16 protein-coding genes are annotated in these 16,580 nt (G+C 68.2%); 2 read left to right on the top strand and 14 right to left on the bottom strand.

Annotated features, from left to right (window positions below; translation table 11 throughout):
• Window positions 1-9 precede the first annotated feature (9 nt).
• The 10 genes from ACKTT0_RS16290 to ACKTT0_RS16245 all read right to left on the bottom strand — a co-directional run bounded on the left by ACKTT0_RS16290 (window position 10) and on the right by ACKTT0_RS16245 (window position 10,557).
• Window positions 10-762: a phosphoadenylyl-sulfate reductase gene (locus ACKTT0_RS16290; RefSeq protein WP_407850863.1), complete on the bottom strand. Its 753-nt coding sequence runs from the start codon at window positions 760-762 to the stop codon at window positions 10-12.
• Window positions 759-1,823, bottom strand: a complete 1,065-nt coding sequence (locus tag ACKTT0_RS16285) for a sulfate/molybdate ABC transporter ATP-binding protein (RefSeq protein WP_407850862.1) — start codon at window positions 1,821-1,823, stop codon at window positions 759-761. The genes ACKTT0_RS16290 and ACKTT0_RS16285 overlap by 4 nt, the downstream gene beginning before the upstream one ends.
• Window positions 1,824-1,836: 13 nt before the next feature.
• The gene (gene cysW, locus ACKTT0_RS16280) at window positions 1,837-2,742 is read right to left on the bottom strand and encodes a sulfate ABC transporter permease subunit CysW (protein WP_407850861.1); all 906 of its coding nucleotides are present in this window, start codon (window positions 2,740-2,742) and stop codon (window positions 1,837-1,839) included.
• Window positions 2,739-3,623, bottom strand: a complete 885-nt coding sequence (gene cysT / locus ACKTT0_RS16275) for a sulfate ABC transporter permease subunit CysT (protein WP_407850860.1) — start codon at window positions 3,621-3,623, stop codon at window positions 2,739-2,741. The genes cysW and cysT overlap by 4 nt, the downstream gene beginning before the upstream one ends.
• 22 nt (window positions 3,624-3,645) lie before the next feature.
• A complete protein-coding gene (locus ACKTT0_RS16270) occupies window positions 3,646-4,671 on the bottom strand; it encodes a sulfate ABC transporter substrate-binding protein (protein ID WP_407850859.1) in 1,026 nt (341 codons plus the stop codon).
• 253 nt (window positions 4,672-4,924) lie between these two features.
• Window positions 4,925-5,566 (bottom strand): peroxiredoxin, encoded by a 642-nt coding sequence (locus ACKTT0_RS16265; RefSeq protein ID WP_028354212.1) that lies wholly within the window; start codon window positions 5,564-5,566, stop codon window positions 4,925-4,927.
• Window positions 5,567-5,700: 134 nt separating this feature from the next.
• Window positions 5,701-7,527: an acyl-CoA dehydrogenase gene (locus tag ACKTT0_RS16260; RefSeq protein WP_407850858.1), complete on the bottom strand. Its 1,827-nt coding sequence runs from the start codon at window positions 7,525-7,527 to the stop codon at window positions 5,701-5,703.
• 13 nt (window positions 7,528-7,540) lie between these two features.
• Window positions 7,541-8,518: a tripartite tricarboxylate transporter substrate-binding protein gene (locus ACKTT0_RS16255; protein ID WP_407850857.1), complete on the bottom strand. Its 978-nt coding sequence runs from the start codon at window positions 8,516-8,518 to the stop codon at window positions 7,541-7,543.
• Between the two features lie 57 nt (window positions 8,519-8,575).
• Window positions 8,576-9,340, bottom strand: a complete 765-nt coding sequence (locus tag ACKTT0_RS16250) for an enoyl-CoA hydratase/isomerase family protein (RefSeq protein ID WP_407850856.1) — start codon at window positions 9,338-9,340, stop codon at window positions 8,576-8,578.
• Window positions 9,337-10,557 carry a CaiB/BaiF CoA transferase family protein gene (locus tag ACKTT0_RS16245; protein WP_407850855.1) on the bottom strand — a complete coding sequence of 407 codons (1,221 nt, stop codon included), beginning with the start codon at window positions 10,555-10,557 and terminating at the stop codon, window positions 9,337-9,339. Before ACKTT0_RS16245 ends, ACKTT0_RS16250 begins: the two co-directional genes overlap by 4 nt.
• A gap of 96 nt (window positions 10,558-10,653) precedes the next feature.
• Between ACKTT0_RS16245 and ACKTT0_RS16240 the strand changes: the two genes are divergently transcribed.
• Window positions 10,654-11,577: a LysR substrate-binding domain-containing protein gene (locus ACKTT0_RS16240; protein WP_407850854.1), complete on the top strand. Its 924-nt coding sequence runs from the start codon at window positions 10,654-10,656 to the stop codon at window positions 11,575-11,577.
• Between the two features lie 116 nt (window positions 11,578-11,693).
• On the opposite strand, the gene ACKTT0_RS16235 is transcribed toward ACKTT0_RS16240, so the two are convergent.
• The 3 genes from ACKTT0_RS16235 to ACKTT0_RS16225 form a co-directional block, all read right to left on the bottom strand.
• On the bottom strand, window positions 11,694-12,623 hold the full coding sequence (locus ACKTT0_RS16235; protein ID WP_407850853.1) for an electron transfer flavoprotein subunit alpha/FixB family protein: 930 nt from the start codon (window positions 12,621-12,623) through the stop codon (window positions 11,694-11,696).
• Window position 12,624: 1 nt separating this feature from the next.
• Window positions 12,625-13,374 (bottom strand): electron transfer flavoprotein subunit beta/FixA family protein, encoded by a 750-nt coding sequence (locus ACKTT0_RS16230; RefSeq protein WP_028354219.1) that lies wholly within the window; start codon window positions 13,372-13,374, stop codon window positions 12,625-12,627.
• A gap of 68 nt (window positions 13,375-13,442) precedes the next feature.
• Window positions 13,443-14,366, bottom strand: coding sequence for a histone deacetylase family protein (locus ACKTT0_RS16225; RefSeq protein WP_407850852.1), 924 nt, complete (start codon window positions 14,364-14,366; stop codon window positions 13,443-13,445).
• Between the two features lie 11 nt (window positions 14,367-14,377).
• On the opposite strand from ACKTT0_RS16225, the gene mltB reads away from it, so the two are divergent.
• The gene (gene mltB, locus ACKTT0_RS16220; protein WP_407850851.1) at window positions 14,378-15,517 is read left to right on the top strand and encodes a lytic murein transglycosylase B; all 1,140 of its coding nucleotides are present in this window, start codon (window positions 14,378-14,380) and stop codon (window positions 15,515-15,517) included.
• Window positions 15,518-15,630: 113 nt separating this feature from the next.
• On the opposite strand, the gene cysM is transcribed toward mltB, so the two are convergent.
• Complete coding sequence (gene cysM / locus ACKTT0_RS16215; RefSeq protein ID WP_407850850.1) at window positions 15,631-16,551, bottom strand: cysteine synthase CysM; 921 nt, start codon at window positions 16,549-16,551, stop codon at window positions 15,631-15,633.
• Window positions 16,552-16,580: the final 29 nt, after the last annotated feature.

Raw genomic sequence — 16,580 nt, 5'->3', positions numbered from 1 at the left:
GGTTTTCCTTTACACAGAAGTCGGTTTGGCGGGAACGGCCGTCACGCCGATGACCCGGTTGCCGGCATGCAGGCCGCATTCCTTGGAGTCGGACGACTCCCACCACCAGCGGCCCGCCCGCACGTCTTCGCCGGGACGGACGGCGCGCGTGCAGGGCTCGCAGCCGATCGAGGGATAGCCCTGGTCGTGCAGCGGGTTGTAGGGAATATCGAGCGCGCGGATGAGATGCCAGACGTCTTCCTCGCTCCAGGCGGCCAGCGGGTTGTACTTGTACAGCCCGAACACCGCGTCCTGCTCGGCCTCCGGCAGCTCGCCGCGCGTAGCCGCCTGGGCGCGGCGCTGGCCGGTGATCCAGGCGCCGCGGCCGGCCAGCGCCCGCTTCAGCGGCTCGACCTTGCGGATCTGGCAACAGGCCTTGCGCAGCTCCACGCTTTCGTAGAACGCGTAGGCGCCATGCTGCTGCACATGGGCCTGCACGGCGGCCGCCTCGGGCCGGTAAACGGTCAGCCCGCGCCCGTAGCGTTGGCGCACCGCGTCCAGCATCCCGAGCGTCTCGGCATGCAGGCGGCCCGTATCCAGCGTGAAGATTTCCAGGGCCAGGCCGCCGTCGTAGATGGCGTGGGTCAGTACCATGTCCTCGGCGGCCAGCGAAGACGCCAGCGCGGCGTCCGGATGCCGCTGCGCGATTTCGGCCAGGCGCGACTGCAGCGCGCGCCAGCGGGCGGCAACGGCGGGGTCCAGGGCGGTCTCGGTAGTTGTCATGGTTGCGCGGCGAAAACGCGGGCCCGGCGCGGCCGCGCCAGCAGGCTTTCGCCCTCCTTCAGGTTGAGTTCGCGATACAGGTGCTCGGGCACCTGGGCTTCGATGATGGCCTGCATGTCTTCGCGCTCCAGCTCCAGGTAGGCGCTGGCGCCGGCCAGGTAGGCATGGTTCAGGCGCACCGGGATGCCCTGGCCGGTGCCGTTGTTGCGGGCCAGGTCGATTTCGTGCGGGCGCACATAGGCAATGGCCTGCGTATGCTCGGCCTGGGCCAGCTCGGGCGCGGGCAATGCCACGCCATGCGCGTGCCAGATCCCGCGCGCGGCCTGCCCGCTCAGCTGGTTGACGTCGCCCAGGAAACCGTAGACGAACGGCGTGGCCGGGTGCTCCCAGACTTCGCGCGGCGTGCCCACTTGCTCGATGCGCCCGGCATTCATCAGCACCACGCGGTCGGCCACCTCCAGGGCCTCCTCCTGGTCGTGGGTGACGAACACGCTGGCCACGTGCAGTTCGTCGTGCAGCCGCCGCAGCCAGCGGCGCAGCTCCTTGCGCACCTTGGCGTCCAGCGCGCCGAACGGCTCGTCCAGCAGCAGCACGCGCGGCTCGACCGCCAGCGCGCGGGCCAGCGCGATGCGCTGGCGCTGGCCGCCGGACAACTGGGCCGGATAGCGGTCGGCCAGCCAGTCCAGCTGCACCAGGTTCAGCAGCTCATGCACCTTGGCGCGGATCTGCGCCTCGGAAGGCCGCGTCGCGCGGGGCTTGACGCGCAGCCCGAAGGCCACGTTCTCGAATACCGTCATGTGCTTGAACAGTGCATAGTGCTGGAACACGAACCCCACCTGGCGATGGCGCACATCGACAGAAGTGGCGTCTTCGCCCGCGAACAGCACGCTGCCGTGGTCCGCCGTTTCCAGCCCGGCGATGATCCGCAGCAAGGTGGTCTTGCCGCAACCCGACGGGCCGAGCAAGGCCACCAGCTCGCCGGTCTCGATGTGCAGCGACACATCGTCCAGCGCCCGGAAATCGCCAAAGCGGCGCGACAGGTTTCTGACTTCGATACTCATGGCAGGAGCTCCTTCATGCCGTTGCCGGACGGGGCGCGGCGGCCGGCGCGGCCGTCCGCTCCATCGGGACGCCGGCGGCGTCCGGACGGGCGCTGCGCCACTCGACCAGGTTCTTGACCACCAGCGTCACCAGCGCCAGCAGGGCCAGCAGCGAGGCCACGGCGAACGCGGCCGCGAACTGGTATTCGTTGTAGAGAATTTCCACGTGCAGCGTCATGGTGTTGGTCAGGCCCCGCACATGGCCGGACACCACCGACACCGCGCCGAACTCGCCCATGGCGCGCGCGTTGCACAGGATGGCGCCGTACAGCAGGCCCCACTTGATGTTGGGCAGGGTGACGCGCCAGAAGATCTGCCAGCCGCTGGCGCCCAGCGTCAGCGCCGCCTGCTCTTCCTCGCTGCCCTGGGCCTGCATCAAGGGGATCAGCTCGCGAGCGATAAAGGGAAAAGTGACGAACAAGGTAGCCAGCACCACGCCGGGCACCGCGTAGACGACCTTCAGGTCGTGCTCCTGCAGCCAGGGCCCGAGCCAGCCCTGCGAGCCGAACAGCAGCACGAACACCAGGCCCGCCACCACCGGCGACACCGAAAAAGGCAGGTCGATCAGCGTGATCAGGAACTGCTTGCCGCGGAACTGGAACTTGGCGATGGCCCAGGCGGCCGCCACGCCGAACACCAGGTTCAGCGGCAGCGAGATCGCGGCCACCCAGAGCGTCAGCCGGATCGCGCTCCAGGCGTCCGGCTCGGCGATCGCCGCCAGGTACAGTTGCCAGCCCTTCTTGAAAGCCTCGGCGAACACCGCCACCAGCGGCGCCAGCAAAAACAGCGCCAGGAAGCCCAGCGCCAGCGCCAGCAGCGCGCCGCGCACCCAGCGCGGCTCGGTCAGGTGGTCCGGACGGCCGGGCGCGGCGGGGGTCATGCGAACCTCCCGGCGCGCCGGGCCTGCCAGCCCTGCAGCAGGTTGATCAGCAACAGCAGCGCGAAGGACAGCACCAGCATCACGGTGGCGATGGCGGCCGCGCCCGCGTAGTCATACTGTTCCAGCTTGGAAATGATCAGCAAGGGCGTGATTTCCGACACCATGGGACGGTTGCCGGCAATGAACACGACCGAGCCGTACTCGCCCACCGCGCGCGCGAATGCCAGGGCGAAGCCGGTCAAGAGCGCCGGCAACACGGTGGGCAGCAGCACGCGGCGAATGGTCTGCCAGCGGCTGGCGCCCAGGCTGGCGGCCGCCTCCTCGATTTCGCGCTCGATGTCCTCCAGCACCGGCTGCACCGTGCGCACCACGAATGGAATGCCGATGAAGATCAGCGCCACGACGATGCCCAGCGGGGTGAACGCCACTTTCAGGCCCAGCCATTGCTCCAGCGGGCCGCCGAACCAGCCGTTCCTGGCATACAGCGCCGTCAGGGCAATGCCGGCCACGGCGGTGGGCAGCGCGAACGGCAAGTCGACCAGCGCATCCAGGATCTTCTTGCCCGGGAAGCGGTAGCGCACCAGCACCCAGGCCACCAGCATGCCGAACACCAGGTTCACCAGCGCGGCCAGCAAGGCGGCGCCGAACGTCAGCCGGTACGAGGCGACCACGCGCGGCGCGGTCACGGTGTCCCAGAAGCCCGCCCAACCCAGGCCGGCGCTTTTGATCGGCAAGGCGGCCAGCGGGATCAGCACCAGCAGGCTCAGGTACAGCACCGCGTATCCCATGGAAATGCCGAAGCCCGGCAGGACGCCGGGCCGGTTGCGCCGCCGGCCGGCGGGCATCGTCGCGCCCGCGGCTGCCATCGAAGCTGTGCTCATGATTCCATTCCGTCGTGGTCCGCTATTTGTTGCCAGGCTGGTAGATCTGGTCGAAAGTGCCGCCATCGTTGAAATGCGTCTGCTGCGCCCGCTGCCAGCCGCCGAAGATGGGGTCGTCGATGGTGACCAGCTTCACCTTGGGAAACTGGCTGGCGAACGTGGCGGCCACCCGCTCGTCGGTGGGCCGGTAGTAATTGCGGGCGATGATCTCCTGGGCCTGCGGGGTGTACAGGAATTCCAGGTAGGCCTGCGCCGCGGCGCGCGTGCCCTTGCGGTCGACGTTCTTGTCCACCACTGCCACCGGCGGCTCGGCCAGGATCGACAGCGATGGCACGACAATGTCGAACTTGTCCGGGCCGAGTTCTTTCAGCGCCAGGAAAGCTTCGTTTTCCCACGCCAGCAGCACGTCGCCCACGCCGCGCTCGACAAACGTGGTGGTGGCGCCGCGCGCGCCGGTATCCAGCACCGGCACGTGGCGGAACAGTTCGCCGACGAACTCCTTGGCCCGGTCGGCGCTGCCGCCGTTCTGCTCCAGCGCATAGGCCCAGGCGGCCAGGTAGTTCCAGCGCGCGCCGCCCGAAGTCTTGGGGTTGGGCGTGATGACCTCGATGCCATCCTTGACCAGGTCGTTCCAGTCTTGGATCTGCTTGGGATTGCCCTTGCGCACCAGGAACACGATGGTCGAGGTATACGGCGAACTGTTGCGCGGCAGGCGGCTCTGCCAGTTGGCGGGCAACAGGCCGCGGGCGGCGATGGCGTCAATGTCATAGGCCAGCGCCAGGGTCACCACGTCGGCATCGAGCCCGTCGATGACCGAGCGCGCCTGCTTGCCGGAACCGCCGTGCGACTGGCGGATGGTGAGTTCGACGCCGGTCTTGGCCTGGTATGCCTTGGCAAAGGCCTCGTCCACTTCGCGGTACAGCTCGCGCGTCGGGTCGTACGAGACATTCAGCAGGGCCTGCTTGTCCTGCGCCTGCGCCGGCAATCCCAGGACGAAGGTCGCGGCCACGGCGGCCAGGGCGGTCCAGAGTTTCTTTTTCTTCAGCATGCCTGCATCCGGTGCGTATGAGCGATGCATGCAAGTGTGCGGGGCGGACAAGCTAAACGGAACGAATCATTTTTTGGTTGCTCATCGCTGCCAGCAATAAAGCGGCCGGCCGCGGCGGCGCCCTTGCCGCCCTCGAACACCACGGGCGCCGCGAAGGGGCGTGTTCGACGGGCAAAAAAACCGCGCCCATGCGGGCGCGGAGGCGGCACCTGGCGCGGACGGGGCGCGCACGCCCCATCAGCGCCACGGTTATTTACTTATTCGGCTGGGGCGTGATGCGCAGGTAGGGCCGCACCGCCTTGTAGCCCTTGGGGAATTTCTGCTTGATTACCGCCTCGTCCTGCAGCGACGGCACGATGATGACATCATCGCCGTCTTCCCAGTTGACCGGCGTCGCCACGCTATGGCTGTCGGTCAGTTGCAGCGAGTCGATGACGCGCAGGATCTCGTTGAAATTGCGCCCGGTGCTGGCCGGATAGGTGATGATCAGGCGCACCTTCTTGGCCGGGTCGACGATGAACACCGAACGCACCGTCGCGGTCGCGCTGGCGTTCGGGTGGATCATGTCGTACAGCTCGGCCACCTTGCGGTCGTCGTCGGCGATGATCGGAAAATTGACCTTGGTCGACTGGGTATCGTTGATGTCGTCGATCCACTTGGTGTGCGACTCGACGCCGTCCACCGACAGCGCCAGCACCTTGACGTTGCGCTTGGCGAACTCGTCGGCCAGCTTGGCCGTATAGCCCAGCTCGGTGGTGCACACTGGCGTGAAGTCGGCCGGGTGCGAGAACAGCACGCCCCAGCTGTCGCCCAGGTACTCGTGGAAACGGATCGGGCCGATGGACGATTTCTGCTCGAAGTCGGGGGCGGTATCGCCCAGGCGAAGTTGGCTCATGAAAGTCTCCTGGCGGTTGGCGCCGCCGGCCGCGCTGGCCGGCGACCTGCAAAGCGACCCCGGCGCACGGGGATCGGCATCAGACGATTCTTACATCAAACTCGTATCGCCGGAAATACGCAAGTTATATAACCTTATGCAATATCCGATTGCGCGCCGCAGGCGTCCGCGACGGTGCCCGCGCGGACCGCGGCCGACAGGCTCAAGGCGCGCGGCAGGATCTGCGCGCCATAGAACAGCGCGGTGGCCAGCTTGGCACGGTAGAACGGGTCGGTGGAACCCTCGGCCAGCTGCCGCCGGCACGCCAGCGCGGCGCGCGCCATCTGCCAGCCGCCGTGCACCGTGCCCGCCAGCATCAGGTACGGCACGCTGGCCGCGTAGATGGCCCGGATGTGCGACTGGGCATGTTCCAGTATGAACGCCACGGCGCCGTCGTAGGCCTGGATGGCCTGGTCCAGGTTGTCGCGCAGCAGGCACAGCCCTTCACGGTCGTCGGCATCGGCGCGGCCGGTCTCGGCGTCGAGCGTCTTGAGCGTATCGCGCATGGCCGCGATGCAGGCGTAAGCGGTGGCGCCGCCATCGCGCAGGGTCTTGCGGCCGACCAGGTCGTTGGCCTGGATGGCGGTGGTGCCTTCGTAGATCGGCAGGATGCGCGCGTCGCGGTAGTACTGGGCCGCCCCGGTCTCTTCGATGTAGCCCATGCCGCCATGCACCTGGATACCCAGCGACGCCACCTCGACGGCCGATTCGGTGGAAAAACCCTTCACGATGGGCACCAGGTATTCATAGAAGGCCCGGTTGCGCGCGCGGACCTCGGCATCCGGATGATGCGTGCCCTTGTCGTGCGCGGCCGCCGCCACGAACGACACCGCCCGCGCGGCCTCGGTCAGGGCGCGCATGGTCAGCAACATGCGCTGCACGTCCGGGTGCCGGGCAATCGGCACCGGCCCTGCCGACCCTTCCACGGCGCGGCCTTGCACGCGCTCGCGCGCGTACGCCAGCGCGTGCTGATAGGCGCGCTCGGACACGGCGATGCCCTGCTGCCCCACCCCGAAGCGCGCCGCGTTCATCATGATGAACATGTATTCAAGGCCGCGGTTCTGCTCGCCCACCAGGTAGCCCACGGCGCCCTCGCCGGCGTCGCCCTTGCCCGAGCCGTACAGCAGCACCGCGGTAGGACTGCCGTGGATGCCCAGCTTGTGTTCGAGCGATGCGCACCAGACATCGTTGCGCGGCCCCAGGCTGCCGTCGGCGTTGACGAGGAACTTCGGCACGATGAACAACGAAATTCCCTTCACGCCGGCCGGCGCGTCGGGCGTGCGGGCCAGCACCAGGTGGATGATGTTCTCGGCCAGGTCGTGCTCGCCGTAAGTGATGAAGATCTTCTGCCCGCTCAGGCGGTAGGTACCGTCGGCCTGCGGCACCGCCCGGGTCGCCACCTGGGCCAGGTCCGAGCCGGCCTGCGGTTCGGTCAGGTTCATGGTGCCGGTCCATTTGCCGGCGATCAGGTTGGGCACATAGGCTTGCCGCTGCGCATCCGAGCCCACCGTCAGCAGGGCCTCGATGACGCCGTCGGTCAGCATCGGGCACAGCGAGAACGCCAGGCTGGCGGCCTGGATGTTTTCGCTGGGAGCGGCCGCCACCAGCTTGGGCAACCCCTGCCCGCCCCATTGCGCCGGGTGCTGCAAGCCCTGCCAGCCGCTGGCGGCGTAGTCGGCGAACCCCTGCCGGAACCCGGGAGTGGTCGTCACCCGTCCGTCTTCCCAGCGGGGCGGCTGCTGGTCGCCGGGCACGTTCAGCGGCACGATGGCCTGCTCGACGAAGCGGGCGTTCTCGTCCAGGATCGCATCGACCAGGTCCGGCGTGACTTCTTCGAAACCGGGCAGCTTGAGGATGTCGTCCAGTCCGGCCAGCGCCTTGAGCGCGAAGCGGAAATCCTGCAACGGGGTGACGTAGGGCATTGTGTCTCCAGGATCAGTTGGCGGTTGCGGTGCTCTCCCGGGCCAATCTTAAACCTTTGGCACCCTCCTTGCGGGCGAACTCGCCGAACGCGGCCGGCGATGCCGAGGGCGTGACTTCCTCATAGCCGGCGGCCAGGCTCTGGCGCACGGCTGGCTCGTCGAGCACCTTGCGGGTGGCCTCGAACAGCGTTTGAACGACCGGCTGCGGCGTGCCCCGGGGGACGAACACTCCCCACCAGTTGGACAGGTCGTAGCCCGGCACCGCGGCGGCGATGGCGGGATACGGCAGCAGCCGCGATGGCTGGCCCGACGTCACCGCCAGGGCCACCGCCTTGCCGGTGTCGATGGCCGCCTTGGCCGACGGCGCGGTGGCAAAGGAAATATCAGTCTCCCCGGCCGCCACCGACTGCGTCGCCGCGGCGCCGCCCTTGAACGGGATGTGCATCAGCTTCGTCCCGGTCAATTGCATGAACTCCACCGCCGCCAGGTGCGTGATGACTCCGTTGCCGGAAGACGCCACATTCAGTTCGCCGGGCTGGCGGCGCGCCCTGTCCAGCAAGTCCTGCACGCTTGCCAGCCCGAGGCCGGCGTTGGCGATCAGCACCATGGGGCCGGTCGTCAGCTGGGCCACCGGGACGAAATCGTCCGGGGTGTAATCCACCTTGTAGAGCACGCTGTCGCTGCCCATCACGCTGGAATTGCCCAAATACAGGGTATAGCCGTCCGGCGCGGCGCGCGCCACATGGCTGGCGCCGATTGTCGAGCCGGCGCCCGGCCGGTTCTCGACCACCACGGGCTGGCGCAGCACCTTGGACAGGCTGTTGGCGTATACCCGCCCGACATGGTCGGCCCCGCCGCCGGGCGGAAAGCCGATCACCAGTGTGATCGGCTTGGCTGGATAGTCGGTGGCCGCCTGGGCCGCCGCGGCCAGCAACCCGCCGGCCAGCATCAGCGCGCGCCCTGCGGCGCGCGCGGCGCGTTGAATGTGCATGTCTGTCTCCTCTTGGTTATTCGTGCGGCCGGGCCGCCAAGCCCGGCCGTTGCGGCCTCAGTGGCCGGTGAATCGCGGTTTGCGCTTCTCCTTCCAGGCCCGCGCGCCTTCCGCGATGTCGCGCGAGCGTTCCGAGCGCAGTACGGCCTGCTCGATCTCCTGTGCATCGATCTGTCCGCGCGCGATCAGGTTCAGGTGCCGCTTGACCCCCAGCAGCGCCAACGGCGCCATATCGGCCAGTTGTCCGGTCAGCGCCTGCAGCCGGCTGCCTAACTCGTCGGCGGCCACGAGCTCGGTCAACACGCCAATGCGCAGCATTTCCTCCGCCCCGATCCGGTCGGCGGTCAGGAACAGGCGCTTGGCCTGGTCCAGGCCCAGGCGAGTCACATAGCGGGTCATGCCGCCCGCATAGAAATGCAGGCCCAGCCGGGTCGCGGGCATGAACATGTCAGCCTGCGGCGTCCCCAGGCGGAAGTCGCAGGCCAGGCACAGGTCGGTGCCGCCGCCGTAGACGCCGCCCTGCACGGCGGCGATGGTCACCGGCCGAGCCGCCTCGAGCAGGTCGATGGTGGCGCCGAAGTAGAGCGAACTGGGCGCGCTGTCGGCGGCCAGCGACGAGATGTCATAGCCGCTGCAGAAATACTTGCCCTCGGCCACGAAGCGCAGCACCAGGATGCGCTCGTCGCTATTGACGGTTGCCAGGTGCGCGCGCAGCGTCTCCAGGTCTTGCGGGCTAAGCCGGTTGGCCACCGCCGGCTTGCGCAGCCGCACTGTCGCCACCGGGCCGTCCACGGTCAGTTGCGGCGTATCGGCGGCGCTCATGATGCCTCCGCCGGTTCGGCCGCCTGGTGCAGCACGCGCCCGGCCAGCAGGCGCTCGATCTCGTCCCGCGCCAGGCCGAACGAGGCAAGCACTTCACGGGTGTGCTGGCCGAACACCGGCGGCGCCTGCCGCGCCGCCGCCTCCGGCGGCACGCCGCCCAGGTCCAGCGGCAGGCCGACCTGACGCAGCTCGCCCAGCAGCGGATGCCGCAATGCCTGCACCAATCCGCAAGCCCGTACCTGGGGGTCGGCGAACACATCGTCCAGGGTATTGATCGGCCCGGCCGGAATGCCGTTCTCGATCATCAGCGGCGTCCACTCCATGCGCGTGCGGCGCTTCAGCGCGGTTTCCAGTTCCTGCTTCAGTTCATGGCGGTGCTGCATGCGGTCGGCATTGGTCAGGAAGCGCGGGTCGGATGTCAGGCGCTCCAGGCCCAGGATGCCGCACAGCCGGGTCCACATCGCCTGGGTCGCGGGCGCCAGGTTGAGCGGGCCGTCGGCCGTCTCGAAGGTGCCGTACGGCGCGATGACAGGATGGACATTGCCGCAAGGCCGCGGCACCTCGCCCACGCTCAGGTAGCGCTGGCCCTGCACGCTCAGCAATGCCATCAGCGCCGCCAGCAGCGAGGTTTCCACATGCTGGCCGCGGCCGGTGCGGTTGCGCTGCACCACGGCGGCGAGGATGCCGATCACCAGCCACAGGCCGGCGGCCAGGTCGCCGATCGCGGTGCCCACGCGGGTGGGCCCCGACTCCGGCGTGCCGGTCAGGCTCATGAAGCCGGAATAGCCCTGCGCGATCTGGTCGAAACCGGCCCAGTCGCGGGCCGGCCCGCGGCTGCCGAAGCCCGAGATCGACGCCATGATCAGGCCCGGATGCTCGGCCGCCAGCGCCTCGTACCCCAGGCCCATGCGCTGCATGGTGCCGACCTTGAAGTTCTCCACCACGATGTCGCAGCCCAATGCCAGCCTGCGTACCAGCGCCAGGCCCTCGGGATGGCGGAAATCGACGCCGATGCCCTTTTTGTTGCGGTTGGCGCTCAGATAATAAACGCTTATGTCGTCGTCGAAGGGGCCCCACTGGCGCACCATGTCGCCCTCGGGCGTGGGCTCGACCTTGATGACCTCGGCGCCCAGGTCGCCCAGTGTCATGGTACTGAATGGCCCCGACAGGGCGCGGGTCAGGTCCAGGACTTTCAGTCCGGCCAACGGCAGGCTCATGGCTCGTCTCCTCTCGAATGCGAGCCATTCTAGGCAGGCCTGGCCAAGCGAAAAAATACGATTTAACGATCAAACCATAAGTTAAACTTATTCCTTGTGAACCTGCGTCAACTCAAATACTTCGTGCGCGTCGTCGAATTGCGCAACATGACGCGCGCGGCCGAGAGCCTGCACCTGGCCCAGCCGGCGCTCAGCCAGCAAATGGCCTTGCTGGAAGAAGCCCTGGGCGTCGGGCTGCTGGTGCGCGGCGCCAAGGGCGTGCAGCCTACGGCCGAAGGCCTGCTGCTGTACCGCCACGCCCAGACCATCCTGCGCCAGGTGGACGCCACGCGCAGCCTGCTGGCCCGCGCGGCCGACCAGGTCACCGGCACCGTATCGATCGGCCTGGCCTCCAGCACCGCGCGCATGCTGTCATTGCCGCTGATGCAGCGGGTCAAGGCCGAACTGCCTTCGGTGGTGCTGGAGATCGTCGACATCCCCAGCGCCGACCTGACCAAGCTGGTGCTGCAGGGGCGCATCGATTTCTCGCTGTCGCCGGACCAGCAACCCATGCAGGGCCTGCTATGCACGCCGCTGCTGCTCGAAGAGCTTTTTCTTTTGACCGGGGCTGGCGTCAAGCTGCCGCGCCGCAAATTGTCCATCGCCGATTTCCACCATCTGCCGCTGATCCTGCCCAGCCTGCCGAACACGCTGCGCGCACGGGTGGACCATGCATTCCTGACGGCGCGCCTGACCTGCAATCTGTTCGCCGAAGCCAGCACCTCGGCGATCCTGATACCGGCCGTGCGGCACGGCATGGCGGCCACGATCCTGCCCTATTCGGCCGCCCACTCGGACATCGCCGACGGCGCCATCGCCGCGCATGCGCTGGACATGGGGCTGGCGCGCGAACTGGTGCTGTGCGCCAGCGCCAGCATGCCGCCCACGCCGGCCGTGGAACAGGTGGTGGAATTGTGCAAAGAAGAGATCAAGCGGCTGGTCGCGCAAGGCGCCTGGCAAGGCTGCAAGGCGCTGTACTGAGACCTTGCGCGACGGCGTCGCGCAGGGACGGGCGAACCGCGGCCGCCAATGAAAAAACGCCGGGCGCGCCGGCCGGGAAGACCCGGCATGGCGCGCCCGGCGCGGCGCCCCGCGTGTTACAGGGCGTTGGCCAGTTCCGGCACGACCTGGAACAGGTCGCCGACCAGGCCGTAGTCGGCCACGCCGAAGATCGGCGCTTCCGGGTCCTTGTTGATGGCCACGATGACCTTGGAGTCCTTCATGCCCGCCAGGTGCTGGATGGCCCCCGAGATGCCGACCGCCACGTACAGCTGCGGCGCGACGATCTTGCCGGTCTGGCCCACCTGCCAGTCGTTGGGCGCGTAGCCGGCGTCGACGGCTGCGCGCGATGCGCCCAGCGCCGCGCCGAGCTTGTCGGCCAGCGGGTCGAGGATCTTGAAGTTCTCGGCGCTGCCCAGGCCGCGTCCGCCGGACACCACCACGCGCGCGCCGGCCAGTTCCGGACGGTCGCTCTTGGCCACTTCGCGGCCCACGAACGACGACTTGCCCGAATCAGCCACCGCTTCCAGCACTTCCACCGCGGCCGAGCCGCCCGTGGCGGCCACCGCGTCGAACGCCGTGGTTCGTACCGTGATGACCTTGACCGCGTCGGCCGACTGCACCGTGGCAATCGCGTTGCCGGCGTAGATCGGGCGCTGGAAGGTGTCGGCCGATTCCACCCCGATGATGTCGGAGACCTGCGCCACGTCCAGCTTGGCGGCCACGCGCGGGGCCACGTTCTTGCCCGAGGCGGTGGCGGGGAACAGGATATGGCTGTAGCTGGAGGCCACGGCCAGCACCTGCGCGGCCAGGTTCTCGGCCAGCCCTTCGGCCAGTTGCGGCGCGTCGGCCAGCAGCACCTTGGCCACGCCGGCGGCCTGCGCGGCCTGGTCGGCCACGGCGCGGGCATTGCTGCCGGCCACCAGCACGTGCACGTCGCCGCCCAGCTTGGCGGCCGCGGCGATGGTGTTCAGGGTCGCGCCCTTCAGTTGGGCGTTGTCGTGTTCGGCAATAACCAGGGTCGTCATCTTAGAGCACCTTCGCTTCGTTCTTGAGTTTGTCGACCAGCGCGGCCACGTCGGCCACCTTGATGCCAGCCTTGCGCGCCGGCGGCTCGGTGACCTTCAGCGTCTTCAGGCGCGGCGCGGGATCGACACCCAGGTCTTCGGGCGTGACGGTGTCCAGCTGCTTCTTCTTGGCCTTCATGATGTTGGGCAGCGTGACATAGCGCGGCTCGTTCAGGCGCAGGTCGGTGGTGACGATGGCCGGCAGCTTTAGCTTGACCGTTTCCAGGCCGCCGTCGACTTCGCGCGTGACCGAGACTTCGCCGTCGCCCAGCTCGACCTTGCTGGCGAAGGTCGCCTGCGGCCAGTCCAGCAGCGCGGCCAGCATCTGGCCGGTCTGGTTGGCGTCGTCATCGATGGCCTGCTTGCCCAGGATGACCAGTTGCGGCTGTTCCTTCTCGACCAGGCCCTTGAGCAGCTTGGCCACCGCCAGCGGCTGCAGTTCGGCGTCGGTCTGCACCAGGATGCCGCGGTCCGCGCCGATGGCCATGGCCGTGCGCAGGGTTTCCTGGCACTGCGCCACGCCGCACGACACCGCCACCACTTCCGTGGCGCCGCCCTTTTCCTTCAGGCGCGTGGCTTCCTCGACCGCGATCTCGTCGAACGGGTTCATGGACATCTTCACGTTCGCGATATCCACGCCCGTTTGATCCGACTTGACGCGCACCTTGACGTTGTAGTCAACCACGCGCTTGACAGGTACCAACACCTTCATCCAGCAGCCTCCTAACTATGATTAACCGGCCGGCCCAAGCCGACCCCGCATTGCACAATTCATTGATTCTACAACTTTGCCAGCGCCCGTATGTGGGCGACGACGCTCCGTCCGAGGGCTGATAAGTTGTAACCGCCTTCCAGCAGGCTGACGATCCGGCCCTGGGCGTGCTGGTCGGCCACTTCGACGATGCGCTCGGTGATCCAGGCGTAGTCGGCCTCGACCAGGGCGAGCTGGCCCATGTCGTCCTCGCGGTGGGCGTCGAAGCCGGCCGAGACCAGGATCAGCTCGGGCGCGTGGGCCTGCAGGCGCGGCAGCCAGACATCGCGCACCACCGAACGCACCTCGGCGCCGTCGGTATAGGCCGGGACCGGCACATTGGCCATGTTGGCGGCCGGACGCGTGGTGCCGCTGTTGGGAAAGAACGGGTGCTGGAAGATGCTGCACATCAGTACCCGGTCGTCCCCCGCGAAGGCCTCTTCGGTGCCATTGCCATGGTGCACGTCGAAATCGACGATGGCCACGCGGCGCAACCCGTGCGCATGGATGGCGTGTTGCGCCGCGATGGCGACGTTATTCAGGAAGCAGAAGCCCATGGCCTGCTCGCGGCGCGCATGATGGCCGGGCGGGCGCACCGCGCAGAAGGCATTGGCCGCCTGCCCCGCCATGACCGCGTCGACGGCGGCGATGCCCGCGCCGGCGGCGTGCAGCGCCGCCTCGTAGGTATGCGGGTTCATCATCGTGTCGGGATCGATGGTGCTGTAGCCCTCGGCGGGCGAGCGGGCATGCAGGCTGGCCAGGTAGCCCGCCGTATGAACGCGCAGGATCGCCTCGCGCGAAGCGGCGGGCGCCTCGCGCTCCGCCAGGAAAGGCATCAGGCCGCTGGCCAGCAGCTGGTCGGCGATCGCATCCAGCCTCTGCGGGCTTTCGGGGTGCCAGCTGCCCATTTCATGCAGCCGGCACGCGGGGTGGGTAAGATACATGGTCTCCATAAAGGAAGATTATGTTCATCTGTCGGCAATTCCTGCAAATCGGCACGATTGCTTTTTTCCTGGCCGGATGCGCGAGCGCCCCGCCGTCCGGCTCACAGCCCCACGACCAGGCCCATCCCCAGCGCCCTTCCGGCGGCGCCCCGATACGCATCGGCCCGGCCAAGCCGCCCGGCGAGCCGCCGGCCGCGCTGACATCCACCGGCCAGTTGCGGCCCGAAGCGCGCGCCTACGCCCGCCAACTGGCGGACGAACAGGCCCTGCCGCTGGACCAGATCACGGCCGCCCTGGCCGACGCCCGCTATAACGCCACCGTGGCGCGCCTGATCGCGCCGTCCCCCCCGGGGCGCAAGATATGGCGCAGCTGGCTCACTTACCGCGCGCGCTTCGTCGAGCCCAAGCGCATCCGCTGGGGCGTGCAGTTCTGGCAGGGAAACGCGGCGCTGCTGAACCAGGCGGCCCAGCGCTATGGCGTGCCCGCCTCGATCATCGCTTCCATCATCGGGGTCGAAACCCTGTACGGGCGCAACATGGGCAACTTCCGCGTACTCGACGCCCTGGCCACCCTGGCATTCGATTATCCCGACCCCAGCCGCCCCGAGCGCGCCGATATGTTCCGCGGGCAACTGGGGGACTTCATCACGCTGGCGCTGCGCGGCAAGCTCGAACTCGAGGCGACCGGCTCTTATGCGGGCGCCATCGGCATGCCCCAGTTCATGCCCGGCAGCATCATGCGCTTCGCGGTGGACGGCGACGGCGACGGCCATATCGACCTGACCAACAGCGTCGCGGATTCGGTCATGTCGGTCGGCAATTTCCTGGTCGCGCATGGCTGGCAGCGCGGCCTGCCGGTATTCGCGCCGGTGGTGCTGCCGCCGGACCCATCCGCGCTGGCCTCGGGCGGGCTCGAGCCCACGCAGACCTGGGCATCGCTGCGGGCCGCCGGCGCGCGCCTGGCGCCCGGCGCCAGCGGCAATGGCTGGCAGGAGCGCCCGCTGGGCGTGGTGGACCTGGAAGAAGAGGCGCGCGGCACCGTACAGTACCGAACCGCAACGCCGAATTTTTTTGCGTTGACGCAATATAACCGTAGTTATTTCTACGCCACCGCGGTGGCCGACCTGGCGGCCGCGCTCGAACAACGCATGGGCAGATGACCCGCCGCGCAGGCGCCCGGCTTCACGCTGCAGGCGCCTGGCACCCGACGAGACACCCCAGGCATGCGGCCACTGCCGCGCCGGGTGTCAGACATCTGAAAGCAACAACCCCGTCAGCGGCGCTCGTTGAATACGCCGGTCGACAAATAGCGGTCGCCGCGGTCGCAGACGATGAACACGATAGTCGCGTTCTCGACCCGCTCGGCCACGCGCAGGGCCGCCACCAGCGCGCCGGCCGATGAAATGCCGCCGAAAATGCCCTCTTCGGCGGCCAGGCGGCGGGCCATCGTTTCGGCCTCGGCCTGGCCGATGGATTCATAGGCATCCACCAGGCTGCGATCGAAGATCTTCGGCAGGTAGGCTTCGGGCCACTTGCGGATGCCCGGGATCTGCGAGCCCTCGGCCGGCTGGGCCCCCACCACCTGCACCGCGGGATTGCGCGACTTCAGGTAGGTGGACACGCCCATGATGGTGCCCGTCGTGCCCATGGCACTGACGAAGTGGGTGACGCGGCCTTCGGTCTGCGCCCAGATCTCGGGGCCGGTGCCCTCGATGTGGGCGCGCGGGTTGTCGGGATTGGCGAACTGGTCCAGCACCTTGCCCTTGCCCTCGGCCTCCATGCTGGTGGCCAGGTCGCGGGCGTATTCCATGCCGCCCTTGTCCGCGGGCGTGAGGATCAGTTCGGCCCCATAGGCGGCCATGGCGGCGCGGCGCTCGACCGACAGGTTGTCCGGCATGATCAGCACCATGCGGTAGCCGCGCATGGCGGCCGTCATGGCGAGCGCGATGCCGGTATTGCCGCTGGTGGCTTCGATGAGCGTATCGCCCGGCTTGATCTCGCCACGCTCTTCGGCGCGCAGGATCATCGACAGCGCCGGCCGGTCCTTGACCGAGCCGGCCGGATTGTTGCCTTCCAGTTTGGCCAGGATGACATTGCCGCGTGCCTGGCCCGCCGCGCCGGGAATACGCTGCAGGCGGACCAGCGGCGTATTGCCGACGGTTTGTTCGATGGTGGGATAGGATGAGGTAGCCATCGGCCGATGATAACCGCTGCCGTGCGGAC

The organism is Bordetella saccharivorans, assembly GCF_045862855.1.
Classification (GTDB): domain Bacteria; phylum Pseudomonadota; class Gammaproteobacteria; order Burkholderiales; family Burkholderiaceae_B; genus Bordetella_A; species Bordetella_A petrii_F.
This window is presented reverse-complemented; position numbering and strand designations above follow the sequence as displayed.